The sequence below is a fragment of the Pseudomonas sp. M30-35 genome (genome assembly GCF_002163625.1).
GTDB lineage: Bacteria > Pseudomonadota > Gammaproteobacteria > Pseudomonadales > Pseudomonadaceae > Aquipseudomonas.
On the sequence record NZ_CP020892.1, the window covers coordinates 1,381,873 to 1,405,836 of the forward strand.

The following is a 23,964-nucleotide window of genomic DNA, read 5'->3' on the forward strand; positions in this document are numbered from 1 at the left end:
ACAATGGCGGCGAAGTATAGGGACGAGTTTCGAGTTGGTCAATGCTCTTTCGTGGTCATTTTTAATATTTTCCGCTAAACTTTGCCGCCCTGCTAGTTGACCCTTCTGTCATGCGTGTTGCCGATTTTCATTTTGATCTACCTGAAGCCCTGATTGCTCGTCATCCATTGACTGAGCGGCGCGCGAGTCGCCTGCTCACTGTTGATGGGCCGAGCGGTGCGTTGGGCCATCGCCAATTCAGCGACTTGCTTGAATTTTTGCGTCCGGGCGACCTTATGGTGTTTAACAATACGCGGGTAATTCCTGCGCGCTTGTTTGGGCAGAAGGCATCGGGCGGCAAGCTTGAGGTGTTGGTTGAACGTGTGCTCGACACGCATCGCGTACTGGCGCATGTACGTTCAAGTAAATCGCCAAAGCCGGGGTCGCAGATTTTGCTTGAGGGCGGTGGCGAGGCTGAAATGGTTGCCCGTCACGATGCATTGTTCGAGTTGCGTTTTGCAGAGGAAGTGTTGCCTTTGCTGGAACGGGTCGGCCATATGCCGTTGCCGCCTTACATTGATCGCCCAGACGACGAAGCCGATCGTGAGCGTTATCAGACGGTCTATGCGCAGCGTGCTGGCGCGGTGGCTGCGCCAACGGCGGGGCTGCATTTCGATCAGGAATTGATGGCGGCCATCGCTGAAAAAGGCGTTGAGTCTGCCTTTGTCACGTTGCATGTCGGTGCAGGGACATTTCAGCCGGTGCGCGTTGAGCGTATTGAAGAACACCACATGCACAGCGAGTGGCTTGAGGTCGGTCAGGACGTGGTTGATGCAGTGGCTGCGTGCCGTTCGCGAGGCGGGCGGGTGATTGCGGTTGGCACTACTAGCGTGCGTTCGCTGGAGACGGCTGCGCGCGATGGTGAGCTCAAGCCATTTAGTGGCGACACAGATATTTTTATTTACCCTGGCCGGCCCTTTCATGTGGTTGATGCCCTGGTAACCAATTTTCACTTGCCTGAGTCGACCTTGCTGATGCTGGTGTCGGCGTTTGCAGGTTATCCGGAAACCATGGCGGCTTATCAAAGTGCTGTTGCCGAGGGTTACCGCTTTTTTAGTTATGGTGATGCGATGTTTATCACCCGTAATCCCGCGGCGCGCGGGCCTGAGGATCACGTATGACGCGTACTTGCCGTATGTCTTTCGAGTTACTGGCGACCGAAGGAAAGGCCCGGCGTGGGCGGCTGACATTTCCTCGTGGTGTGGTTGAGACGCCTGCTTTTATGCCGGTCGGTACTTACGGCACCGTTAAAGGAATGTTGCCGCGCGATATCGAAGCGATTGGCGCGCAGATGATCCTGGGTAACACCTTCCACCTGTGGCTACGTCCGGGTACCAAGGTAATCAAAGAGCACGGTGACCTGCATGACTTTATGCAGTGGAAAGGTCCGATCCTTACTGATTCCGGTGGCTTCCAGGTCTTCAGCTTGGGCGCCATGCGCAAAATCAAGGAGGAGGGCGTGACCTTCGCTTCTCCGGTGGATGGTGCAAAGGTTTTCATGGGGCCGGAAGAGTCGATGCAGGTCCAGCGCGACTTGGGTTCTGATGTGGTCATGATTTTCGACGAGTGCACGCCATACCCAGCTGAGTTCGATGTCGCCAAGACGTCGATGGAGCTGTCGTTGCGCTGGGCCAAGCGCTCAAAGGCTGCTCATGGCGATAACACTGCCGCGCTGTTTGGCATTGTTCAGGGTGGTATGCATAAAGAGTTGCGTCAGCGCTCGCTCGACGGTCTGAATGAAATTGGTTTTGATGGCTTGGCGATCGGCGGTTTGTCGGTTGGCGAGCCGAAAGAAGAAATGATCAAGGTGCTCGATTATCTGCCGGAAATGATGCCGGCTGAAAAACCGCGTTATCTGATGGGAGTGGGCAAGCCTGAAGATTTGGTCGAAGGTGTGCGCCGTGGCGTGGATATGTTCGATTGCGTAATGCCAACGCGTAACGCGCGTAACGGCCATTTGTTCATCGATACAGGCGTGCTGAAAATCCGTAATGCGGTGCATCGTCACGATAATTCACCGTTGGATGCCAACTGCGATTGCTATACCTGTCAGAATTTTTCCCGTGCGTATCTGCACCATTTAGACAAGTGTGGCGAAATGCTGGGCAGTATGCTCAATACAATCCATAACTTACGTCACTATCAGCGCTTAATGGCTGGTTTGCGCGGTGCTATCCAACAGGGTACATTGGCCGCCTTTGTCGATAGCTTCTACACCCAGCGTGGCTTGCCAACGCCGCCGCTGGACTAAAACTGAGTTTTTTTAAAAAGAACTGTTCCAACAGGAGTGATACATGAGCTTTTTTATCCCTGCAGCATTCGCAGACGCCGCTGCACCTGCCGCCGGCCCAGCTGGTAGCGGTTTTGAGTGGGTATTTCTGGTCGGCTTCCTGGTCATCTTTTATCTGATGATCTGGCGTCCGCAGGCTAAGCGTGCCAAAGAGCACAAGAGCCTGCTGGGTAGCTTGCAGAAGGGCGACGAGGTTGTAACCACCGGTGGTATCGCGGGTAAAGTCAACAAGGTTAGCGATGACTTCGTGGTCATTGAAGTGTCGGATACCGTTGAGCTGAAAATTCAGAAGGTAGCGATTGCAGCGACCTTGCCTAAAGGCACTCTGAAAGCCATTTAAGTTTCAAACCTTTACCATTCGACGGGGCGCTTAATGCGCCCCGCGTTATAACGGGCGGCGTCATGCTCAATAAATTTCCAGTTTGGAAGTATCTGCTGATTGTGGCCGTATTGGCCGTCGGCTTTCTCTACTCTGCGCCAAATCTGTACCCGGATGATCCGGCGATTCAGATCAGTGGCACCAGCATCGCCAAGCGCATCGAACAGTCTGATCTAGATCGTGCAGACCGTGCGTTGAAGGAGGCCGGCATTGATGTCAAGGGCCTTAGCGTTGCTGATCAGGGCAAGGCAGGCTTGCTGCGCTTGGCCAAGAAGGAAGATCAACTTCCTGCAAAAGACATCGTGCGTAAGGCGCTCGGTGAAGATTTCGTCGTTGCGCTGAACCTGGCGCAAACGACCCCTGACTGGCTGCGCAGTGTGGGTGCGACGCCGATGAAGTTGGGTCTCGACCTTTCCGGTGGTGTGCACTTCTTGCTCGAAGTGGACATGGAAAAAGCCTTGGATGCACGTCGCAAGGTTTACGAGGGCGAGGTGAAAACTTTGCTGCGTAAAGAGCGTGTGCGCTATCGCAGCATGCCAGAGCAGGGTGGTGCTATTCAGCTGGGCTTCGCTGATGAAGACACGCTTGATAAAGCGAGCAGCCTGGTACGCAAGGAATTTACTGACTTTGAGCTGACCACCGCTGAGCGTAACGGCATGCAAGTGCTGCGCTTGACGCTGACTAAGGCCAAGGTCGCTGAGATTCGTGAATACTCGATCAAGCAAAACCTGACCACAGTGCGCAACCGTGTTAACGAGTTGGGCGTGGCTGAGCCATTGGTTCAGCGTCAGGGCGCCAATCGTATTGTGGTTGAGTTGCCGGGTGTCCAGGACACTGCTGAGGCCAAGCGTATTCTGGGTAAGACTGCGAACCTTGAGTTCCGCCTTGAAGCCGCTGTTGATGCGTCAAAAGCGTCGACTGAGGCATTTGAGTTTCGTGAGCCGGGTCGCCCGCCTGTTGATCTTGAGCGTGATCTGATCATCACTGGTGACCAAGTGACCGACGCGCAGGCCAGCTTTGACGAAAACGGCCGCCCGCAAGTGAATATCCGTCTGGATAACCACGGTGGCGACTTGATGAGCCGCGCTACGCGCAGCAACGTCGGGCGCAGCATGGCGGTAATTTTCATCGAGCAAAAGCCGATCACCAAATACGTGCGCAAGACGGTTGATGGCGTGGAGCAAGAAGTTCCCGTGCCAAGCTTCGTCGAAGAAAAGAAAATCATCAGCTTGGCAACCATTCAGTCGCCGCTGGGCAGTCAGTTCCGAATTACCGGTCTGAATGGCCAGGGTGAGTCGTCTGAGTTGGCGCTGTTGCTACGTGCCGGTGGTCTGGCTGCGCCGATGTATTTCGCTGAGGAGCGCACTATCGGTCCTAGCCTGGGTGCGGACAATATTGCCAAAGGTGTTGATGCGGCGTTGTGGGGCATGCTGTTCGTGTCTCTGTTCATCATCGCGATCTACCGCTTCTTTGGTGTCTTGGCGACTATCGCGCTGGGCTTCAACATGATCATGTTGCTGGCATTGATGTCGTTGCTCAGTGCCACTCTGACCTTGCCAGGTATCGCCGGTATCGTATTGACCATGGGTATGGCGGTTGATGCCAACGTACTGATCTTCTCGCGTATTCGTGAGGAGATTGCCAATGGCATGTCGATTCCACGGGCAATTCACGAGGGTTTTGACCGTGCGTTCTCGGCGATCATCGATGCCAACCTGACTACATTGCTGGTCGGGGGTATTCTGTTCGCAATGGGTACTGGGCCGGTTAAGGGCTTTGCGGTGACACTGTCGCTTGGCATCCTGACGTCTATGTTTACCGCCATCTTTGTGACCCGCGCTATGGTCAATCTGATTTTCGGTGGGCGTGACTTCAAGAAGTTGTGGATTTAAGGGGCTGACATGAATCGTACAATCAACTTCATGGGGGCGCGGAACCTCGCGTTTGCTGTGACTGTTTTCCTGACGCTACTGGCATTGGGCAGTTGGGCAGTTAAAGGTCTGAATTTCGGTCTGGACTTCACTGGCGGTACTCAGATCGAACTGAGCTACGAACAACCTGCTGCTTTAGAGCAGGTGCGTGAGAAGCTTCAGGGCGCTGGGTTTACTGATGCGGTGGTGCAGAGCTTTGGTGCGACGACTGACGTGGTCGTGCGTATGCAGGGCGATGACCCGGATTTGGGTATCAAGGTCGCAGACGCGTTGCGCTCAACCGGCGATAAGCTGGAAGTCAAAAAGGTCGAGTTCGTTGGCCCGCAAGTGGGTGAGGAGCTGCGTGACCAAGGCGGTATCGGCATGTTGCTGGCGCTGGGTGGGGTGCTGTTGTATCTGGCGTTCCGCTTCCAGTGGAAATTTGCGGTCGGTGCAATTGTCTCGTTGATCCACGACGTGATCGTAACATTGGGCATCTTGTCATTTTTCCAAGTGACCTTCGACCTGACCACGCTGGCGGCTATTTTGGCGATTATCGGTTACTCGCTGAACGATACAATCGTAGTGTTTGACCGGGTGCGTGAGAACTTCCGGGTACTGCGTAAATCGACCTTGATTGAAAACATCAACATCTCGACCACGCAAACCTTGTTGCGTACGTTGGCGACTTCGATCTCGACGCTGCTGGCGATTGGTGCGCTGCTGTTCTTTGCAGGCGACAATCTGTTCTCATTCTCGATCGCGCTATTCATTGGTGTGTTTGCCGGTACTTACTCATCGGTTTACATCGCGAACGTGGTGCTGATCTGGCTCAACTTGAGCGTCGATGATCTGATTCCACCCGTCGTTGCAGAAGAGGTCGACGAGCGCCCTTAAGCCTGCGTCAAAAGTAATCCAACGAGCCCCCGCAGGTTATTGAACTTGTGGGGGCTTTTTGTTGTCTTATCGACGAATAGGGCGAGATTCGCCAGGTAGAAGGTCAGGAGTCAATTATGAATAAGTCTTTGCTAGTAGGTGCGGTATTAGGTGCTGTGGGCGTAACTGCCGGTGGTGCTGTTGCGACTTACAGCTTGGTCGGTGGCCCGGACTACGCTGATGTGCTGGCTGTGGAGCCTATCAACGAAACTATCAAGACCCCGCGTCAGGAATGCCGCGATGTGACTGTGACGCGTCAGCGTCCGGTACAGGATCAGCACAAAATTGCCGGTACAGCTATCGGTGCCGTTGTAGGCGGCTTGCTGGGTAATCAGGTGGGTGGTGGTAGCGGTAAGAAAATTGCGACTGCAGCAGGTGCTATTGGTGGTGGTTACGCCGGTAACAAGGTGCAGGGCAATATGCAGGCTAACGATACCTACACCACGACTGAAAACCGTTGTAAGACAGTTACCGATACCAGCCAGAAACTGGTGGGTTACAACGTGAAGTACGAGTTGGATGGCAAGGTTAGCCAGGTGCGCATGTCTGAAGATCCAGGCAGCCGTATTCCGGTTAAAGACGGCAAGCTGATGCTTTCTGAAGCACAGTAATCCTGTTAGACAAAAAGCGCCCTGATTGGGCGCTTTTTTGTGGGCGGCTGTTTAAGTGGTGGAGGCTGTGTAGGGTGAGACAACGCGAAGCTTGTCGACCATGGTTCATTCAAATAACGCCGCTGCTAATGGCGGCAGAGAAAGCGTCAGCCATGCTACAAAAGCTACATGCGTGTCGTGTGTGTGAACCGAACAGGCAATAAAAAAGCGCCCTCAGGCGCTTTTCTACACAATCAAGCTTAGCGTTTCAGTGATGCTGAAAGGTGTGGCTGGATTGCGGTTAAAACAGCTTTGAAACACTTGGTGTTGCCCGCAACGATCTGGCCTTTGGCCAGGAAGTCGTGGCCGCCAGTGAAGTCGCTGACCAGGCCGCCTGCTTCTTGAATCAACAGTGCTCCCGCCGCCATGTCCCACTCGGACAGGCCAAATTCCCAGAATGCATCATAACGACCCGCTGCAACATAGGCCAGGTCGAGGCTGGCGGCGCCTGCACGACGTACGCCGGCAGTTTGGCCGACCAGGCTGCGGAACATGCCGAGGTAGTTTTCGAGATTGTCGAGTTGGCTATCGCGGAATGGGAATCCGGTGCCGAGTAGGGCGCCGTCGAGGCTCTTGCGTGTGCTTACGCGCAAGCGGCGACCATTAAGGGCAGCGCCACGGCCGCGGCTGGCAGTGAACTCTTCTTGGCGAACCGGGTCGATGATCACGGCGTGCTCAAGGCGGCCACGGTATTTACAGGCAAGACTGACTGCGAAGTGCGGTACGCCGCGAACGAAGTTGGTGGTGCCGTCCAGCGGATCAATGATCCACAGATAGTCAGCGCCCTCGCCAGAGCCTTCGGTGAGGCCGCTTTCTTCGCCGTAAAAGCCATGAGTTGGGTAGGCTTTGCGCAATGCTTGAATGATCATCTGCTCCGCAGAGCGATCAATCTCGGTCACGTAATCATTGGCATCTTTCTCGTCTACCGAGATGACGTCCAGGCGTTCGATTGAGCGGAAGATCATTTCACCGGCGCTACGGGCTGCGCGCAGCGCGATATTCAGCATAGGCTGCATGGATGGGTCACCTGGGTCGTTAAAGAAAGCCGAACATTCTATCAGAAAAGTTACATATATGAAGTGCCGCTTAGCCTTGCGTGGCGTAATCAAGGTGGGTTCTGTAAGATTTGCTCCTTTCTGCATTCTGTGTGAGCGCTTTCGTTGCTGCAAAATATTCGAGTGGTCTTAGTCAACACCAGTCATCCCGGTAATATCGGTGGCGCGGCGCGGGCGATGAAAAACATGGGGTTGAGCCGATTAGTTCTGGTCGATCCGATTGATTTCCCGAGTCATGAGGCGGATGCGCGAGCATCTGGTGCTAGCGATATTCTTCAGTCGGCACAAATTGTCGGCACCCTTGAAGAGGCGCTGGCTGGCTGCAATCTGGTGCTCGGCACCAGTGCCCGAGATCGGCGTATTCCTTGGCCGTTGCTAGATCCGCGGGAGTGCGGGGTGGCGGCGTGCGAGCAAGCGCTGGAGGGTGCTGATGTGGCGTTGGTGTTCGGCCGTGAGTACGCTGGTCTGACCAACGAAGAGCTGCAGCGCTGTCAGTTTCATGTGCATATTCCGTCCGATCCAGAGTTCAGTTCACTGAATCTGGCGGCGGCGGTGCAAGTATTGGCGTATGAAGTGCGCATGGCATGGCTGGCAGCACAAAATAAACCAACCAAGGTGGCTAAGCTCGAAACCACGGCGATGCTCAACACTCAGTTGGTCACTGCTGATGAGTTGGAGTCGTTTTACGCGCACCTGCAAAAGGCGCTGGAAGAAATCGGCTTTCTTGATCCAGAAAATCCACGGCACCTGATGAGTCGGTTGCGGCGTTTATATGGCCGCAATAACATTAGTCGAGCCGAGATGAATATTTTGCGCGGCATTTTGACTGAAACGCTCAAGGCCGCGCGCGGTGAACACCACAAGCAGGGGAAGTCAGATGTTTGAGCTCATCCGTGAAGACATTCAAAGCGTATTTCATCGCGATCCAGCTGCGCGTAATACCTTTGAGGTGATCACCTGCTATCCCGGTTTGCATGCTGTGTGGTTGCATCGCGTGGCGCACGCCTTGTGGGTCAATGGCTGGAAATGGCTGGCGCGGGTAGTTTCAAACTTTGGTCGCTGGACGACCGGTATTGAGATTCATCCGGGCGCCAAAATCGGTCGTCGCTTCTTTATTGATCACGGCATGGGCATCGTCATTGGTGAAACCGCTGAGATTGGCAACGATGTAACCCTGTATCAGGGTGTCACGCTGGGCGGTACGAGCTGGAATAAAGGTAAGCGCCACCCGACCCTTGAGGATGGCGTGGTTGTTGGTGCGGGAGCCAAGGTTCTGGGGCCGTTTACCGTGGGGGCGGGTGCCAAGATAGGCTCGAACGCGGTGGTCACCAAGGAAGTCCCGGCTGGTGCGACTGCTGTTGGGATTCCGGGTCGAATCATTGTCAAAGACGACAGTGATCAAGAAGCCAAGCGCAAGGCTATGGCTGAGAAGCTCGGTTTTGATGCCTATGGCGTCAGTCAGGATATGCCGGACCCGGTGTCGCGGGCGATTGGTCAGTTGCTTGATCACTTGCAGGCGGTAGACGGTCGTCTTGAGGGGATGTGCCAGGCGCTTACCTCGCTAGGCAGCGACTACTGCGCGAAGGATTTGCCTGCGCTGCGCGATGAAGATTTTATCGGTGTCTGCAAGGAGCAAGGCGACAAGCCAGCGCCTGATGCATAGGTATAGCTAGTTTGCTATGCTTTGCGCCCCCCGCAAGCGCTAATCCCGAGTAATTTAATAGGACTTATAGTTGACTTAAATACTCGGGAATTGCATAATTTGCAGCATATTGTAATCCCCGGTGCCTCTTCGATGAGACTGACAACCAAAGGCCGATACGCCGTCACCGCCATGCTTGACTTGGCGTTGCACGCGCAAAACGGCCCCGTGTCCCTTGCTGATATTTCTGAGCGTCAGGGGATTTCCCTTTCCTACTTGGAGCAACTGTTCGCCAAATTGCGACGTGGAAGCTTGGTTTCCAGTGTTCGCGGTCCGGGCGGTGGTTATCAGCTGGCGCGTGCTATGGCCGGTATCCAAGTTGCAGAAGTGATTGATGCAGTCAATGAGTCTGTTGATGCAACGCGCTGCCAAGGGCAGGGCGACTGTCATGCGGGTGATACCTGTTTGACTCATCATCTGTGGTGTGACCTGAGCCAGCAGATCCACGAGTTTCTGAGTGGTATCAGCTTGGCTGATCTGGTTACCCGTCGTGAGGTTCAAGAAGTTGCTCATCGCCAGGACCAGCGTCGCTGCAACGGCAGAGCGCCGCAATTAGATAAAATCGAAGCATCCGCCGTCGACTGAATTTATAGGGTGCCAGCCTGCAAAGCCTGAGTCCTGATAGGAGAGAATCAATGAAATTGCCTATTTACCTCGATTATTCCGCAACCACGCCGGTTGATCCGCGTGTTGCGCAGAAAATGGTTGAGTGTCTGACAACTGACGGTAACTTCGGTAACCCAGCTTCGCGCTCCCACTTCTTTGGTTGGAAAGCTGAAGAAGCGGTTGAGAATGCGCGTCGTCAAGTTGCCGAGTTGGTGGGTGCTGACCCGCGCGAGATCGTCTGGACCTCCGGTGCAACCGAGTCCGATAACCTGGCCATCAAAGGCATCGCCGACTTCTATAAGAGCAAGGGCAAGCACCTTGTTACTTCGAAGATCGAGCACAAGGCGGTCCTCGACACCATGCGCCAGCTTGAGCGTGAAGGTTTTGAGGTCACTTACATCGAGCCTGGTGAAGATGGCTTGATTACCCCGGCCATGGTTGAGGCGGCGCTGCGTGAAGACACCATTCTGGTTTCGATCATGCACGTCAACAACGAGATTGGTACGGTCAACGACATTGCCGCTATCGGTGAGCTGACCCGTTCACGTGGGGTTATCTTCCACGTTGATGCGGCGCAATCGACTGGCAAGGTTGAAATCAACCTTGAGAATCTCAAAGTTGATCTGATGTCGTTCTCTGCGCATAAAACCTATGGCCCTAAAGGTGTTGGTGCTCTGTATGTGCGCCGCAAGCCGCGCATTCGTCTGGAAGCACAGACCCACGGTGGCGGTCACGAGCGCGGCATGCGTTCCGGTACATTGGCGACTCACCAGTGCGTTGGCATGGGTGAAGCGTTCCGTATCGCGAAAGAAGAAATGGTCGCCGAAAACCAGCGTCTGCTGGCCCTGCGTGATCGCTTCTATTCGCAGCTTGAGGACATGGAAGAGCTGTACATCAACGGCAGCATGGTTTCTCGCGTACCGCATAACCTCAACCTCAGCTTCAACTATGTTGAAGGTGAGTCGTTGATTATGGCACTCAAGGATCTGGCTGTTTCGTCAGGCTCTGCCTGTACTTCGGCATCGCTTGAGCCTTCATACGTTCTGCGCGCCTTGGGCCGCAACGATGAATTGGCACACAGCTCGATTCGCTTCACCTTCGGTCGTTTCAGCACTGAAGAAGAGATTGATTACGCAGCAGCCAAAGTTCGCGACGCAGTTACCAAGCTGCGTGAGCTTTCGCCACTGTGGGATATGTTCAAAGAAGGTGTCGATCTGTCCCAAGTTGAATGGGCGGCACACTAAAGCTGCCGATGAGCGGCGCCTGATGATTGAGGAATAAGAGCATGGCTTACAGCGAAAAGGTCATTGACCACTACGAAAACCCGCGCAACGTCGGCAAGATGGATGCGCAGGACCCTGATGTTGGTACCGGCATGGTCGGTGCTCCAGCGTGCGGCGACGTAATGCGCTTGCAGATCAAGGTTAACGGCGAAGGCGTTATTGAAGACGCCAAGTTCAAAACTTACGGTTGCGGTTCGGCTATCGCTTCCAGCTCCCTGGCCACTGAGTGGATGAAGGGTAAAACGCTGGATGAAGCTGAAACGATTAAAAACACTCAGCTCGCTGAAGAGTTGGCGTTGCCGCCAGTTAAAATTCACTGCTCAGTACTCGCCGAGGACGCCATCAAGGCTGCCGTGCGTGACTACAAGCAGAAGAAAGGTTTGCTCTAAGGAGGTTTGTCGATGGCTATCAGCATGACCGAAGCCGCCGCCCGGCACGTACAGCGTTCCCTCGATGGGCGCGGTAAAGGTGAGGGCATTCGTTTGGCTGTTCGCACGACTGGCTGCTCAGGTTTGGCTTATGTGCTGGAGTTTGTCGATGAAACTGCTGGCGAAGACCAAGTCTTTGAGAGTCACGGGGTCAAGGTAATTATTGACCCTAAAAGCTTGGTTTACCTCGACGGCACTGAGCTGGATTTCGTCAAGGAAGGTCTGAACGAAGGTTTCAAGTTCAATAACCCTAACGTACGCGGTGAATGTGGCTGCGGCGAAAGCTTCAACATCTGAGGCTATTGTGGGTACTCCTTGTCACTTCGCTCTATTTGACCTGCAGCCGAGTTTTCGGCTGGACCTTGATCAACTGGCTACGCGCTATCGTGAGTTGGCGCGTGCGGTTCATCCAGATCGCTTTGCTGATGCCGAGGCGCGTGAGCAGCGTATTGCTCTAGAGAAGTCTGCGAGCCTTAATGAGGCGTATCAAACGCTTAAGAATGCGCCGCAGCGTGCCCGTTACTTATTGGCGTTGAGTGGTCCTGAGCTACCGCTTGAAGTGACCGTGCATGACCCAGACTTCCTGATGCAGCAGATTCAGTTGCGTGAAGAGCTTGAAGACCTGCAGGACGCCGCAGATATTGACGGTGTGTTGCAGTTCAAGCGTCGGCTGAAGGTTGCCTCGGATGAGCTGAACGAAAGCTTCGCGGTTTGTTGGGATGATCCTGCTAAGCGTGATGAGGCCGAGCGCCTGATGCGTCGTATGCAGTTTCTCGACAAGCTTTCCCACGAGGTCCGCCAGTTGGAAGAGCGCCTCGACGATTAACGCTCGCGCACCTGACCGGGTGCGCCTGATATTCACAAAAGCACATATAAACCATGGCCTTACTGCAGATCGCTGAGCCCGGACAGAGCCCCCAGCCACACCAGCGTCGGCTGGCAGTTGGGATCGACCTGGGTACCACCAATTCGCTAGTTGCTGCGTTGCGCAGCGGCATTTCTGAGTCGTTAGCTGATGCTGCTGGCGAAGTTATCCTGCCGTCAGCTGTGCGCTATCACGCCGCCCATGTTGAAGTGGGCGAGGGTGCCAAGGCGGCAGCTTCGAGTGACCCGCTCAATACCATTGTTTCGGTTAAGCGCCTGATGGGGCGCGGCCTTGCTGACGTTAAGCAATTGGGTGAGCAACTGCCTTACCGCTTTGTTGGTGGTGAGTCGCAGATGCCGTCGATCGAAACGGTACAGGGCGCCAAGAGCCCGGTTGAGGTTTCCGCTGAAATTCTCAAGGTGCTGCGCGACCGCGCCGAACTGACCCTCGGTGGTGAGCTGGTTGGTGCTGTTATCACCGTGCCTGCATATTTTGATGAAGCGCAACGTCAAGCAACCAAAGATGCGGCGCGTCTTGCCGGGCTGAATGTTTTGCGGTTGCTCAATGAGCCCACTGCAGCAGCTGTCGCTTACGGCCTTGATCAGAAAGCTGAAGGTGTTGTTGCTATTTACGACTTGGGCGGCGGTACCTTCGATATTTCGATTCTGCGTCTGACTAGTGGTGTGTTTGAAGTCATGGCTACCGGCGGCGATAGCGCGCTGGGCGGCGATGACTTTGATCACGCGATTGCTAGCTGGATTATCGAGCAGGCCGGTTTATCCGCTGATATCGATCCAAGTGCCCAGCGCAGTTTGTTAGAGACGGCCTGCGCCGCCAAAGAAGCGTTGACCAGCAGTGATTCGGTTGAAGTGGTTTATCAGCAGTGGCGCGGTGTGCTGAGCCGCGAGCTGTTTGAAGCACTGATCGAACCAATGGTTGCGCGCAGCCTTAAAGCTTGTCGCCGTGCTGTGCGTGACTCGGGTGTCGAGTTGGATGAAGTTGGCGCCGTGGTGATGGTTGGCGGCTCAACGCGAGTGCCGCGTGTGCGTCAGGCTGTTGCTGAAATGTTTGCGCGTCAGCCGTTGACGGATATCGATCCGGACCAAGTGGTTGCTATTGGGGCGGCGATTCAGGCCGATGCCCTGGCGGGTAATAAGCGTGGCGACGGTGAGGAACTGTTGCTGCTCGATGTGATTCCGTTGTCGCTAGGTCTGGAGACCATGGGCGGGCTGATGGAAAAAATCATTCCGCGTAACACCACAATACCCGTTGCTCGTGCCCAGGATTTCACCACCTACAAAGATGGTCAAAGCGCGATGATGGTGCACGTGCTGCAGGGTGAGCGTGAGCTAATCAGTGATTGCCGCTCGCTGGCACGCTTTGAATTGCGTGGCATTCCGCCGATGGTGGCAGGCGCCGCGAAGATTCGTGTGACCTTCCAGGTCGATGCCGACGGTTTGCTAAGCGTTGCCGCCCGTGAGCTCGGCTCTGGCGTCGAGGCGAGCATTCAGGTTAAGCCTTCCTATGGCCTGACAGATGATCAGGTCGCGAAAATGCTCCAGGACTCATTCAGTAATGCTGGTGATGATAAACAAGCGCGGGTTCTGCGTGAGCAGCAGGTTGATGCGAAACGCCTGCTTGAAGCGGTCGAAGTCGCGCTGGCAGCCGATGGTGAGCGTTTGCTGGACAGCGAAGAGCGTCTGGCAATCGATGCCCAGGTTGAACTGTTGCGCGAATTGATAGATGGCGCCGACGGTTTAGCCCTTGAGCAGCAAACGAAACGATTGACCCAAGTGACCGATGCGTTTGCCGCGCGTCGTTTGGATTCCACGGTAAAAGCCGCGTTGGCAGGCCGTAGTCTTAACGAGATTGAGGAATAAGCATGACCCAGTTGATTTTCCTGCCGCACGCCGAGCATTGCCCAGAGGGTGCGGTTTTCGAGGCTCAGCCTGGTGAAACTGTGTTGAATGCGGCGCTGCGCAATGGCATCCATATTGAACACGCGTGTGAAAAGTCATGCGCGTGCACAACCTGCCACGTAGTGGTTCGTGAAGGTTTCAATTCGCTTGAAGCTTCCGACGAGCTGGAAGACGACATGCTCGACAAAGCCTGGGGTCTGGAGCCTAATTCGCGCTTATCTTGCCAAGTGGTCGTGGGTGAAGAAGACATGGTCATCGAAATCCCGAAATACACCATCAATCAGGTTTCTGAAGGCCACTAAGGAGCATCACCATGAGCATTAAATGGTCTGATGTGCTGGAAATTGCCATTCAGCTGGCAGAGAGCAAGCCGGACGTTGACCCGCGCTACGTTAACTTCGTCGATCTGCACCGTTGGGTAGTCGAACTGCCGGAATTTTCAGATGACGCTCAGCGTGGCGGAGAGAAGGTTCTTGAAGCTATTCAGGCAGCCTGGATCGAAGAAGCTGACTGATTTTTGACCCAAGGCAGTGCGCCGTCAGGCGCGAGCCCTACGCATTTCCCTAGAACCCGCGTATAATTCGCGGGTTTAATTTTTCGCTTTAATCCTCTTTTTTGGAGTTTCACATGGCTGTTGAACGTACTTTCTCTATCATCAAACCAGACGCAGTAGCTAAAAATGTCGTCGGCGAGATCGTTACCCGCTTCGAAAAAGCAGGTCTGCGCGTTGTTGCATCGAAAATGGTTCAGTTGTCCGAGCGCGAAGCTGGCGGTTTCTACGCTGAGCACAGCGAGCGCGGCTTCTTCAAGGACCTGGTTGCATTCATGACCTCCGGTCCGGTTATCGTTCAGGTTCTGGAAGGCGAAGGCGCCATCCTGAAAAACCGTGAACTGATGGGCGCTACCAACCCTAAAGAAGCAGCTGCTGGCACTATCCGTGCTGATTTTGCTGTTTCTATCGACGAAAACGCTGTTCACGGTTCGGATTCCGAAGCGTCAGCTGCTCGCGAAATCGCTTACTTCTTCGCCTCTACTGAGGTGTGCGCTCGCATTCGCTAAGCGAATCGAGTGAAGGTGAAACCATGACTATTGCGACCGGTAAAATTAATCTTCTGGGTCTGACCCAGCAGGAAATGGAACAATTCTTCGACAGTATCGGCGAGAAGCGTTTCCGTGCCGGTCAGATAATGAAGTGGATTCACCACTTTGGTATCGATGATTTCGATGCCATGAGTAATGTCAGCAAGGTCTTGCGCGAAAAGCTCAAGGCCTGTGCTGAAATTCGCGGCCCGGAAGTGGTCAGCGAAGATATTTCCACCGATGGCACCCGCAAGTGGGTGGTTCGCGTGGCATCCGGTAGTTGTGTTGAAACCGTGTATATCCCGCAGGGCGCTCGTGGCACCTTATGTGTGTCGTCGCAGGCCGGTTGTGCGTTGGATTGCAGTTTCTGCTCCACCGGTAAACAAGGCTTTAACAGCGACCTTACCGCCGCCGAGATTATTGGTCAGGTCTGGATAGCAAACAAATCATTCGGCTCTCAGCCCGCGAAAGTTGATCGCGCCGTCACCAACGTGGTGATGATGGGCATGGGTGAGCCGTTACTGAATTTTGACAATGTCGTCGCCTCGATGAAAATCATGATGGACGACCTTGGTTATGGCATTTCCAAGCGCAAGGTGACGTTGTCTACCTCGGGCGTGGTGCCAATGATCGATAAGCTGGCGGGCGAGATCGACGTCTCCCTGGCGCTGTCGCTGCATGCGCCGAACGATGCGCTGCGCAACCAGTTGGTTCCGATCAACAAGAAGTACCCGCTGGAAATGCTCCTCGCAGCATGCAAGCGTTATGTTTCGGGTTTGGGCGAGAAGCGCGTGTTGACTATCGAATACACCCTGCTCAAGGATGTGAACGATAAGATTGAGCATGCTGAGGAAATGATCGCACTTCTCAAAGATGTACCTTGCAAGATCAATCTGATTCCGTTTAATCCCTTTCCTTTCTCGGGATATGAGCGGCCGAGCAACAATGCGATACGCCGTTTCCAAGACCTGCTGCACAAAGCAGGGCACAATGTCACTGTGCGTACAACGCGTGGAGAGGACATTGATGCCGCTTGTGGCCAGTTGGTTGGCCAAGTGATGGATCGTACTCGCCGCAGCGAACGTTATATCGCCGTGCGTGAATTGAGCAGCGAGGCAGAGTCGCCACGTTCCACCGCAAACACAAATTAGAAGAGAGGAAATCCATGACCCTGCGCCCCGCGCTGTTCTTGTTACTTGCCAGCCTGCTTGCTGGCTGTGTTACCACCGGTGATGTTGATCCGATGAGGAGCGCAAAGGGTCGTGAAGAAGCACGGGATGCCTACATTCAGCTTGGCATAGGTTACATTCAGCAAGGTGCGAGCGAACGCGCCAAGGTGCCGCTGAAGAAGGCGCTTGAGATTGATTCAGCCAGTGCCGATGCGCATGCCGCGTTAGCGTTTGTGTTCCAGCTTGAAATGGAGCCCCAACTGGCTGATGAACATTACAAAAGAGCCATTTCAGAGCGTCCGAACGATGCACGGTTGTTGAATAATTACGGCAGCTTTCTGTTTGAGCAAAAGCGTTACGACGAAGCGCTGGAACGTTACAAGCAAGCCGCGCAAGATAACCTCTACCAAGAACGTTCGCGGGTATTTGAGAATCTCGGTGTAACCTCTTTAGCGCTTAATCAGACTGAGCAAGCAAAAAAGTACTTCCAGCGCACGCTGCGCTTGAATAGTCGCCAGCCGCGCGCGTTATTTGCGATGGCTGAGATATCGTACAAAGAGCAGGACTACGTGTCAGCGCGTCGTTACTACGATAGCTTTAGTCTTATTAGTGAGCAAAACGCTGAAAGCCTGTTGTTAGGTGCGCGTCTTGCCAAAATATTTGAAGACCGCAATAAGTCAGCAAGTTTAGGTCTGCAACTAAAACGTTTGTATCCCGGCACTGCGGAATACAAGCAATACCTGTCGGAGCAATGATGAAATCGGCGCCACCTGAAGCTATAGCAGCAAATCGCGTCAATCCCGGTGAAACTCTGCGCATTGCGCGAGAGGCCAAAAACTGGTCGATTGTAGAGGTCGCCGCACAGCTTAATTTGACCCCCGAGCGTCTCGGTCAGATTGAAGCAGGCGCATTCGATAAACTGCCGGGCACTACATTCGCCCGTGGTTACCTGCGTACTTATGCAAAGCTATTGGGTGTTGATCAGACAGAAATTGTTAAAGAGTTTGATCAGTTCACCGGCAGCAGTGTTGCGGCTAGCAATGTGCAGAGTCTGGGACGCATCGAAGAGCCGGTTAACTATTCGCAGAAAGTTTTGCGATTTGTCAGCTTTGCCATGCTGGTTGTCTTGGGCACCGTAGGTTTCTTCTGGTGGCAAGAACAGGCCGAACGCCAGGCCGACGATGCTGCAGTTGCTGGCATCGAGCATGTTGAAGTTGAAGGTGCCGATGGTTCAACCCAGATTCATACCTTGGATGAGCCAGAGGATCAGGCGGTTATTGCTGCTCAGAATGAAACTCAACTGGAACTGCCGAGCGCCAGCGACACGCTTGCCGAGCCTCCTGAGTCGGGAGTGGCTGTGGACGCAGCTGATGCTGAAGTAGTGGTTGACTCTACGCCGACTGCTGGCGTGGCGAGTTCTGCACCTACAGCTGAGCCTGTGACGCCTGACGCAGACGCTCAGGCGCCTGCTACTGAAGCCGCGGCCGCACCGGCTGTGGCTGCTGGTGAAGGTAACGTCAATATCGATTTCAGCGCAAATTGCTGGCTGCAACTGACAGACGCCAACGGCAAAGTGGTTTACAGCGGTTTGAAGAAAAAAGGTGAAAGCCTAAACGTTACTGGTAAAGCACCTTTAGAACTGCGTTTGGGTTTTGCGAGCGGTGCACAGGTTACTTATAACGGTCAGGCTGTTGATGTCGCGCCTTACGCAACTGGCGAAACTGCACGCCTGAAACTGGGGCTTTAACTCATGCATGGCGAATCACCGATCAAGCGTCGCTTGTCGCGTAAAATCTGGGTTGGCTCTGTACCGGTAGGTGGCGATTCGCCCATTTCGGTACAAAGCATGACTAACACCGATACCAACGATGTGGCGGCCACTGTCGCGCAGATTCGTCGTTTGGAAGAGGCCGGTGCTGACATCGTGCGCGTGTCAGTCCCCGACATGGATGCCGCGGAGGCATTCGGCAAGATTAAGAAGCAAGTGAATCTGCCGCTGGTCGCAGATATCCACTTCGATTACCTGATCGCCCTGCGCGTGGCGGAGTTGGGTGTCGATTGTTTGCGAATCAACCCGGGCAACATCGGACGTGAAGATCGCGTGCGTGCAGTGGTTGAAGCGGCGCGTGACAAAGGCATTCCAATCCGTATTGGGGTCAACGCCGGTTCGCTGGAAAAAGACCTGCAAAAGAAATATGGCGAACCGACCCCAGAAGCTTTGGTTGAGTCAGCGTTGCGCCATGTTGAGCACCTCGATCGGCTGAATTTCCCTGATTTCAAAGTCAGTGTTAAAGCCTCGGATGTGTTTATGGCGGTAGCGGCTTACCGCCTGCTGGCGACGCAAATCGAGCAACCTTTGCACTTGGGTATCACTGAGGCCGGAGGTTTACGTTCCGGTACGGTAAAATCATCAGTTGGCTTGGGCATGCTGCTTGCGGACGGGATTGGCGATACTATTCGCATCTCGCTGGCGGCTGATCCGGTAGAAGAAATCAAAGTTGGTTTCGATATCCTCAAGTCATTGCGTCTGCGTTCGCGCGGTATCAACTTCATCGCTTGCCCGAGTTGTTCGCGGCAGAATTTTGATGTGGTTAAAACCATGAACGACCTGGAGGGTCGCTTGGATGACCTGCTGGTGCCGCTGGATGTTGCGGTAATTGGTTGTGTGGTCAATGGACCAGGTGAGGCAAAAGAGGCGCACATCGGCTTGACGGGTGGCTCGCCAAACAACCTTATCTACATTGATGGCAAGCCTGCACAAAAACTGAATAACGAAAACCTCGTGGATAACCTAGAAAAGTTGATCCGTGAGAAAGCAGCTGAAAAGCTCGCAGCAGATGCCGCTGTGATTGTTCGCAGCTAAGAGCTTTGACGTCTAAGGAATTGAATTGAGTAAGCCCCTGCAAGCCATTCGTGGCATGAACGACATCCTGCCAGAGCAAACTCCGCTGTGGCGCTATTTTGAAGCCACCGTTGCAGGTCTGTTGGATGGCTACGGCTATCGTCAGATTCGGATGCCTATTGTTGAGTTCACCGAGCTGTTTAAGCGCTCGATTGGTGAAGTCACCGATATCGTTGAAAAAGAGATGTACACCTTCGAAGACCGTAATGGTGACTCACTGACCTTGCGTCCAGAAGGTACGGCTGCGTGCGTGCGTGCGGTGCTTGAGCATGGTTTGTCCGGTGGCGGTCAGGTCCAGAAGCTCTGGTACATCGGGCAAATGTTTCGCCACGAACGTCCACAGAAAGGCCGTTATCGTCAATTCCACCAGATCGGTCTTGAGGTTTTTAATCTTGACGGTCCGGATATCGATGCCGAACTGATCATGCTGACGTGGCGCCTGTGGAAGCTGCTCGGCATTCGTGACTCGGTAAAGCTTGAACTCAATAGCCTGGGCACCAGTGAAGCGCGTGCGGTTTACCGTGGCGACTTGGTTGAGTATTTGACCGCGCGGATCGATCAGCTTGATGAAGACAGCCGTCGTCGGCTTTCGAGCAACCCGCTACGTATCCTCGACAGTAAGTCACCAGAGACTCAGGCACTGCTGGTTGATGCGCCCAAGCTTGAAAACTATCTGGATGAAGAGTCGCGCGTGCATTTCGCCGGGCTCAAGGCGCGTCTTGACGCTGCTGGCATTCCCTATGTGATAAATCCGAAGCTGGTTCGTGGTCTCGACTACTACAGCAAAACCGTATTTGAGTGGGTAACCGATAAACTGGGTGCGCAAGGCACCGTTTGCGCTGGCGGTCGGTATGATGGGCTGGTTGAGCAGATGGGCGGTAAGCCGACCACCGGTGTTGGTTTCGCCATGGGCATCGAACGTCTTATCCTGTTGATCGAGACACTTGATAAAGTGCCTGCTGAAATCGCGCGTACCGTCGATGTGTACCTGTGTGCTTTAGGTGATGCTGCTGAACTTGCAGCAATCCCGTTGGCCGAGCAATTGCGCGACAAAATCCCAGGTTTGCGCCTGCAAGTTAATGCGGGCGCTGGCAGTTTCAAAAGCCAGTTGAAAAAAGCTGACAAGAGCGGTGCGTTATTCGCTCTGGTCATGGGGGAAGACGAACTGGCCCAGCAAGTGGTAGGTTGCAAGCCGCTGCGCGGTCAGGGTGAACAAAACAGCATTGCTTGGGATGTTCTTGCAGAACATCTGGCAACCAGCCTCAAACAGGCTTAAGCGAATTAGCGAATAAGGAGTATTGGGGTGGTTTCGCGTAACGACGAAGAAGAATTAGCGGTACTCAAGGACTGGTGGCAGAGCAATGGCAAGCCACTGATGGCAGGTTGTGCGCTGGCACTGATTGCAGTGCTGGGCTGGCAGGGCTGGCAGAAGTATCAAACCAACCAGTCACAAGGCGCTTCAGTGCTTTACCAGCAACTGCTGGAAACTGCCCTTGATCCAAGTGGTAAGCCGGATACCGGTAAAGTCGCTGAAATCGCTGGCAAGCTGAGCAGTGAGTACGGTGGCACCTATTATGCTCAGTACGGCAGCTTGTTTGTGGCTAAAGTAGCGGTCGAGGCGGGTGAGCTGAAAGATGCTGCCGCCCAACTGCAAGCTGTAGTTGATAAGCCAGCTGATGCAACGCTTGAAGAACTGGCGCGTCAGCGTCTGGCGCGTGTGCTGGCTGCGCAAGAGAAAACGGAAGAAGCCTTGAAACTGCTTGATGGCGATGCGGATAAAGCATTTCTGGCAAGCCGCGAAGAGCTCAAAGGTGACCTGCTGGTGAAGCTGGGTCGTACCGATGACGCGCACGCTGCTTATCAGAAAGCCAAGTCTTCATTGTCTGAAGATGCAGCGGTTGGTGGCTTGCAAATCAAGCTGGACGACCTAGCCAAAGGGGATGCGTGACGTGATTCAGTGGAAGAGTATCGCACTACTGAGCCTGGCCTTGATGGTCGTGGGCTGCAGTAGCAGTAGCAAGAAGGAACTGCCGCCCGCAGAGTTGCCTGACTTCACCGCAGAAGTTGAACTCAATGAGCAGTGGGATCGTTCAATTGGCGATGGCCAAGGTGAAACGTTCAACATGCTTCAGCCTGCGATTGAGGGCGAAAAAATCATTGCTGCCGACGTCCATGGCGTTGTCATGGCAATGGATCGCATGACCGGTGATGTTCTCTGGGAAAACGACCTGGACCTTCCTGTTTCTGGCGCTGTGGGTGCCGGCTATGGTTTGGTTTTGCTGGGCACGCTCAAGGGCGAAATTATTGCTCTGGACTCCAGCACCGGTGAAGAACAGTGGCGCGCTCGGGTCAACAGTGAAGTGCTTTCAGCCCCTGCAATCAACGGTGACATCGTTCTGGTACAAACCCAGGATGACCGTTTGATCGCATTTGATGCACAGAGCGGTAATCAGCGCTGGAGCTTTGATAACACCCCAGCTGTACTGACTCTGCGCGGTACCAGTGCACCGGTGCTAACCAACAATCTGGCGATTGCTGGTCTGTCCAGCGGTAAAGTCATTGCGCTCGATGCGCAGCGCGGCATTCCAGTGTGGGAACAGCGTGTTGCTGTGCCGCAGGGTCGCTCTGAGTTGGACCGCGTGGTTGATATCGACGGTGGCCTGTTGCTGTCGGGTGGCAAGCTTTACGTAGTCAGCTATCAAGGCCGTGTTGCCGCTCTGGACCTGGAATCAGGTCGTGTGCTTTGGCAGCGTGAAGCGTCTAGCTCGGTTGGTGTAGCGCAAGGCTTCGGCACTGTTTACGTCAGCTTGGCCAATGGCACGGTTGAAGGTGTTGATGAGCGTTCAGCGTCGGCACTGTGGAGCAATGATGCACTGGCCCGTCGCCAGTTGTCGGCTCCTGAAGTATTTTCCAGCTATATCGCATTTGGCGATTTTGAAGGCTACCTGCACTTGATCAGCCAGATTGATGGCCGTTTTGTCGGTCGTGAACATGTTGACAGTGATGGCCTGCGCGCGCGCCCACTGGTTGACGGCGATTGGCTGTATGCCTTTGGTAACAGCGGAAAACTGGTCGCTTACACGATCAAATAGCTGGCAACTGACAGGCTTGTCTATGCTGCATTTGTAGCGTCCAGGCCTAGCTTTGAATTCCGGCCGCTGCTCATGCAGCGGCCTTTGTATTTTCTGAAATAACGAAGTGGAGAGCCTAATGGTTCCCGTAATTGCCCTGGTGGGCCGACCGAACGTCGGTAAGTCCACTCTATTCAACCGCTTGACCAGGACCCGCGATGCCATCGTTGGTGACCTGTCGGGTTTAACCCGTGATCGTCAGTATGGCGAGGCCAAGTGGCAGGGACGCACCTACATTGTCGTCGATACCGGTGGTATTTCCGGCGATGAAGAAGGAATTGATGCAAAGATGGCCGAGCAGTCACTGCAGGCTATCGAAGAAGCTGATGTGGTGTTGTTCCTGGTGGATGCGCGGGCGGGGTTGTCTGCCTCTGACCAGATGATTGGTGAGCACCTGCGTAAGCGCAATAAGGACAGCCACCTGATCATCAACAAGGTCGACAATCTCGATCCCGATTTGGCGCGTGCTGAGTTTTCCTCGATGGGTATGGGCGAGTCGCTTGCGATTGCCGGTGCCCATGGCCGTGGCATCACACAGATGCTTGAAGCCGTACTGAGTCGCTTCCCGAAAGATGCTGGTGAGCTGGAGGAGGGCGAAGAGCCTGAAGAGGTTGCCGAAGGCGAAGAACCCAAGCGTATTCCTGGCCCAAGCGAGAAAGACGGCATCAAGCTGGCTATCATCGGTCGTCCAAACGTCGGTAAATCGACACTGGTCAACCGCATGCTCGGTGAAGACCGGGTTATTGTTTATGACCAGGCGGGCACTACGCGCGACAGTATCTACATCCCGTTTGAGCGTGATGATGAGAAGTACACGCTGATTGATACCGCGGGCGTGCGTCGTCGCGGCAAGATTTTTGAAGCCGTCGAGAAGTTCTCGGTGGTTAAAACCCTGCAGGCCATTCAGGACTCCAACGTTGTCGTATTCGTCATGGATGCGCGCGAGGGTGTGGTCGACCATGACCTTAACTTGCTCGGTTTTGTCCTGGAAAGTGGTCGCGCGCTGGTTATCGCCCTGAACAAGTGGGACGGCATGGAACCAAGCGAACGTGATTACGTGAAGACCGAGTTGCAGCGCCGCTTGTTCTTTGTGGACTTCGCTGATATTCACTTTATTTCGGCGTTGCACGGCACCGGTGTGGGCCATCTGTACAAGTCGGTACAGGCTTCGTTCCAGTCGGCGATTACCCGCTGGCCAACCAACCGTTTGACTCAGATCCTCGAAGATGCGGTGCGTGAACATCAGCCACCACTGGTTAACGGTCGCCGGATCAAGCTGCGTTACGCTCACTTGGGTGGTGCAAACCCGCCGCTGATCGTTATTCACGGTAATCAGGTTGAGTCAGTGCCGCGTGCGTATTCGCGTTACTTGGAGAACACTTATCGCCGCGTGCTGAAGCTGGTCGGTACGCCGATCCGCATTGAATACAAAGGCGGTGAGAACCCGTATGAGGGCAATAAAAACACCCTCACGGATCGTCAGGTGAACAAGAAGCGTCGCTTGATGAGTCACCACAAAAAAGCTGAGAAAAAGCGTAAAGACAAACGCTAGACCGGCTATTTTGCTGATGTTGAAAAAGGCGCCTGACGGGCGCCTTTTTCATGTCTGGCTGATCCGTT

At 54.3% G+C, this 23,964-nt stretch carries 26 protein-coding genes; 25 read left to right on the forward strand and 1 reads right to left on the reverse strand.

Annotation, left to right across the window (positions count from 1 at the left end):
* The first annotated feature begins 110 nt into the window (after positions 1-110).
* The 6 genes from queA to B9K09_RS06480 all read left to right on the forward strand — a co-directional run bounded on the left by queA (position 111) and on the right by B9K09_RS06480 (position 6,165).
* Positions 111-1,160: a tRNA preQ1(34) S-adenosylmethionine ribosyltransferase-isomerase QueA gene (queA, locus tag B9K09_RS06455; protein WP_087516028.1), complete on the forward strand. Its 1,050-nt coding sequence runs from the start codon at positions 111-113 to the stop codon at positions 1,158-1,160.
* A gap of 14 nt (positions 1,161-1,174) precedes the next feature.
* Positions 1,175-2,290 (forward strand): tRNA guanosine(34) transglycosylase Tgt, encoded by a 1,116-nt coding sequence (tgt, locus tag B9K09_RS06460; RefSeq protein WP_177408706.1) that lies wholly within the window; start codon positions 1,175-1,177, stop codon positions 2,288-2,290.
* Positions 2,291-2,333: 43 nt separating this feature from the next.
* Entirely contained in the window at positions 2,334-2,669 is a 336-nt protein-coding gene (yajC, locus tag B9K09_RS06465) for a preprotein translocase subunit YajC (RefSeq protein ID WP_087516030.1), read from the forward strand.
* Between the two features lie 62 nt (positions 2,670-2,731).
* On the forward strand, positions 2,732-4,600 hold the full coding sequence (gene secD / locus B9K09_RS06470) for a protein translocase subunit SecD (protein WP_087516031.1): 1,869 nt from the start codon (positions 2,732-2,734) through the stop codon (positions 4,598-4,600).
* A 9-nt stretch (positions 4,601-4,609) separates the two neighbouring features.
* The gene (gene secF, locus B9K09_RS06475; protein ID WP_087516032.1) at positions 4,610-5,515 is read left to right on the forward strand and encodes a protein translocase subunit SecF; all 906 of its coding nucleotides are present in this window, start codon (positions 4,610-4,612) and stop codon (positions 5,513-5,515) included.
* A 116-nt stretch (positions 5,516-5,631) separates the two neighbouring features.
* On the forward strand, positions 5,632-6,165 hold the full coding sequence (locus B9K09_RS06480) for a glycine zipper 2TM domain-containing protein (RefSeq protein WP_087516033.1): 534 nt from the start codon (positions 5,632-5,634) through the stop codon (positions 6,163-6,165).
* 239 nt (positions 6,166-6,404) lie between these two features.
* On the opposite strand, the gene suhB is transcribed toward B9K09_RS06480, so the two are convergent.
* A complete protein-coding gene (suhB, locus tag B9K09_RS06485; RefSeq protein ID WP_087516034.1) occupies positions 6,405-7,220 on the reverse strand; it encodes an inositol-phosphate phosphatase in 816 nt (271 codons plus the stop codon).
* A 144-nt stretch (positions 7,221-7,364) separates the two neighbouring features.
* On the opposite strand from suhB, the gene trmJ reads away from it, so the two are divergent.
* The 19 genes from trmJ (at position 7,365) to der (ending at position 23,896) form a co-directional block, all read left to right on the forward strand.
* A complete protein-coding gene (gene trmJ, locus B9K09_RS06490) occupies positions 7,365-8,144 on the forward strand; it encodes a tRNA (cytosine(32)/uridine(32)-2'-O)-methyltransferase TrmJ (RefSeq protein WP_087516035.1) in 780 nt (259 codons plus the stop codon).
* Positions 8,137-8,922: a serine O-acetyltransferase gene (cysE, locus tag B9K09_RS06495; protein ID WP_087516036.1), complete on the forward strand. Its 786-nt coding sequence runs from the start codon at positions 8,137-8,139 to the stop codon at positions 8,920-8,922. The genes trmJ and cysE overlap by 8 nt, the downstream gene beginning before the upstream one ends.
* A 132-nt stretch (positions 8,923-9,054) precedes the next feature.
* The gene (iscR, locus tag B9K09_RS06500) at positions 9,055-9,546 is read left to right on the forward strand and encodes a Fe-S cluster assembly transcriptional regulator IscR (RefSeq protein ID WP_087516037.1); all 492 of its coding nucleotides are present in this window, start codon (positions 9,055-9,057) and stop codon (positions 9,544-9,546) included.
* Between the two features lie 50 nt (positions 9,547-9,596).
* Positions 9,597-10,811 carry an IscS subfamily cysteine desulfurase gene (locus tag B9K09_RS06505; protein WP_087516038.1) on the forward strand — a complete coding sequence of 405 codons (1,215 nt, stop codon included), beginning with the start codon at positions 9,597-9,599 and terminating at the stop codon, positions 10,809-10,811.
* Positions 10,812-10,852: 41 nt separating this feature from the next.
* Positions 10,853-11,239: a Fe-S cluster assembly scaffold IscU gene (iscU, locus tag B9K09_RS06510; RefSeq protein ID WP_010484583.1), complete on the forward strand. Its 387-nt coding sequence runs from the start codon at positions 10,853-10,855 to the stop codon at positions 11,237-11,239.
* Between the two features lie 12 nt (positions 11,240-11,251).
* Positions 11,252-11,575, forward strand: a complete 324-nt coding sequence (iscA, locus tag B9K09_RS06515; RefSeq protein ID WP_087516039.1) for an iron-sulfur cluster assembly protein IscA — start codon at positions 11,252-11,254, stop codon at positions 11,573-11,575.
* A 7-nt stretch (positions 11,576-11,582) separates the two neighbouring features.
* Entirely contained in the window at positions 11,583-12,104 is a 522-nt protein-coding gene (hscB, locus tag B9K09_RS06520; protein ID WP_087516040.1) for a co-chaperone HscB, read from the forward strand.
* 53 nt (positions 12,105-12,157) lie between these two features.
* On the forward strand, positions 12,158-14,023 hold the full coding sequence (gene hscA / locus B9K09_RS06525; RefSeq protein WP_087516041.1) for a Fe-S protein assembly chaperone HscA: 1,866 nt from the start codon (positions 12,158-12,160) through the stop codon (positions 14,021-14,023).
* A gap of 2 nt (positions 14,024-14,025) precedes the next feature.
* Complete coding sequence (gene fdx, locus B9K09_RS06530) at positions 14,026-14,364, forward strand: ISC system 2Fe-2S type ferredoxin (protein ID WP_087516042.1); 339 nt, start codon at positions 14,026-14,028, stop codon at positions 14,362-14,364.
* Between the two features lie 11 nt (positions 14,365-14,375).
* Positions 14,376-14,576 carry a Fe-S cluster assembly protein IscX gene (gene iscX / locus B9K09_RS06535; protein WP_087516043.1) on the forward strand — a complete coding sequence of 67 codons (201 nt, stop codon included), beginning with the start codon at positions 14,376-14,378 and terminating at the stop codon, positions 14,574-14,576.
* Between the two features lie 113 nt (positions 14,577-14,689).
* Positions 14,690-15,121, forward strand: a complete 432-nt coding sequence (ndk, locus tag B9K09_RS06540) for a nucleoside-diphosphate kinase (protein ID WP_087516044.1) — start codon at positions 14,690-14,692, stop codon at positions 15,119-15,121.
* Between the two features lie 23 nt (positions 15,122-15,144).
* On the forward strand, positions 15,145-16,293 hold the full coding sequence (gene rlmN / locus B9K09_RS06545; RefSeq protein ID WP_087516045.1) for a 23S rRNA (adenine(2503)-C(2))-methyltransferase RlmN: 1,149 nt from the start codon (positions 15,145-15,147) through the stop codon (positions 16,291-16,293).
* A 14-nt stretch (positions 16,294-16,307) separates the two neighbouring features.
* On the forward strand, positions 16,308-17,066 hold the full coding sequence (gene pilW / locus B9K09_RS06550) for a type IV pilus biogenesis/stability protein PilW (RefSeq protein WP_087516046.1): 759 nt from the start codon (positions 16,308-16,310) through the stop codon (positions 17,064-17,066).
* Positions 17,066-18,058 (forward strand): RodZ family helix-turn-helix domain-containing protein, encoded by a 993-nt coding sequence (locus B9K09_RS06555; protein WP_087516047.1) that lies wholly within the window; start codon positions 17,066-17,068, stop codon positions 18,056-18,058. Before pilW ends, B9K09_RS06555 begins: the two co-directional genes overlap by 1 nt.
* Positions 18,059-18,061: 3 nt before the next feature.
* Positions 18,062-19,174, forward strand: a complete 1,113-nt coding sequence (gene ispG / locus B9K09_RS06560) for a flavodoxin-dependent (E)-4-hydroxy-3-methylbut-2-enyl-diphosphate synthase (protein ID WP_087516048.1) — start codon at positions 18,062-18,064, stop codon at positions 19,172-19,174.
* 25 nt (positions 19,175-19,199) lie between these two features.
* Complete coding sequence (gene hisS, locus B9K09_RS06565; protein ID WP_087516049.1) at positions 19,200-20,489, forward strand: histidine--tRNA ligase; 1,290 nt, start codon at positions 19,200-19,202, stop codon at positions 20,487-20,489.
* Between the two features lie 27 nt (positions 20,490-20,516).
* Positions 20,517-21,161 carry a tetratricopeptide repeat protein gene (locus tag B9K09_RS06570; protein ID WP_087516050.1) on the forward strand — a complete coding sequence of 215 codons (645 nt, stop codon included), beginning with the start codon at positions 20,517-20,519 and terminating at the stop codon, positions 21,159-21,161.
* Positions 21,154-22,305 (forward strand): outer membrane protein assembly factor BamB, encoded by a 1,152-nt coding sequence (bamB, locus tag B9K09_RS06575; RefSeq protein WP_087516051.1) that lies wholly within the window; start codon positions 21,154-21,156, stop codon positions 22,303-22,305. Before B9K09_RS06570 ends, bamB begins: the two co-directional genes overlap by 8 nt.
* 118 nt (positions 22,306-22,423) lie before the next feature.
* The gene (der, locus tag B9K09_RS06580) at positions 22,424-23,896 is read left to right on the forward strand and encodes a ribosome biogenesis GTPase Der (RefSeq protein ID WP_087516052.1); all 1,473 of its coding nucleotides are present in this window, start codon (positions 22,424-22,426) and stop codon (positions 23,894-23,896) included.
* Positions 23,897-23,964 lie beyond the last annotated feature (68 nt).